This window comes from Mycobacterium sp. 852002-51961_SCH5331710, from assembly GCF_001665535.1.
In the GTDB taxonomy this organism is placed as follows: Bacteria; Actinomycetota; Actinomycetes; order Mycobacteriales; family Mycobacteriaceae; genus Mycobacterium.
This window is the reverse complement of record NZ_LZSQ01000017.1, coordinates 1-601: the sequence shown is the minus strand read 5'-3', so window position 1 is coordinate 601 and position 601 is coordinate 1. Positions and strand designations below refer to the sequence as shown.

General features: G+C 65.7%; 1 protein-coding gene. It reads left to right on the top strand.

Features of this window, described 5'->3' with window-relative positions; all coding sequences use genetic code 11:
• Positions 1-601: IS30 family transposase (locus A5752_RS27860; protein ID WP_231983310.1), on the top strand; the 601-nt coding region annotated here is incomplete at both ends.

The window sequence follows — 601 nt, the reverse complement described above, 5'->3', positions numbered from 1 at the left end:
TCAAAAGCCGAGAATCAGACGAAGGGGGTCAAAATTCGGGCGTCGACACGGGGTCAGTTTTCAGGCGACGCCGACAGCGGCATCGGTTCGGGGCGCCGTGGCGTGGTGGTTGGGAGTGCGTGCCGCGATATCGGGCCCATACCGCCCATGTACGAGCCCACGACCGGGCACGCCGCTCGGCGCCGGGCAAGTTGGCCACCAACACGCGGTTGCATGATGAGGTGCAGGCTCGGTTGGATGAGCAGCACAGTCCCGCCCAGATCTCACGTCGGTTGCGGCTGGACTTTGCCGATGATGCCGAGATGCGGGTGTCCCACGAGATGATCTACCAAGCGATTTATGTTCAGGGCAAAGGCAATCTGCGTCGCGAGTTGCATACCTGCCTGCGTACTGGGCGGGCGCTGCGTAAGCCGCGGCGCCGCCCCGAGGAACGCCGTGGGCGGCTGCGCGACATGGTCAACATCAGCCAGCGACCGCCTGAAGCCGCCGACCGCGCCGTGCCCGGGCATTGGGAGGGCGACCTCATCCTGGGCAGCACGGCGTCGGGCTCGGCGATCGGCACTCTTGTGGAACGCACGACGAGGTTCGTCATGCTGCTGCA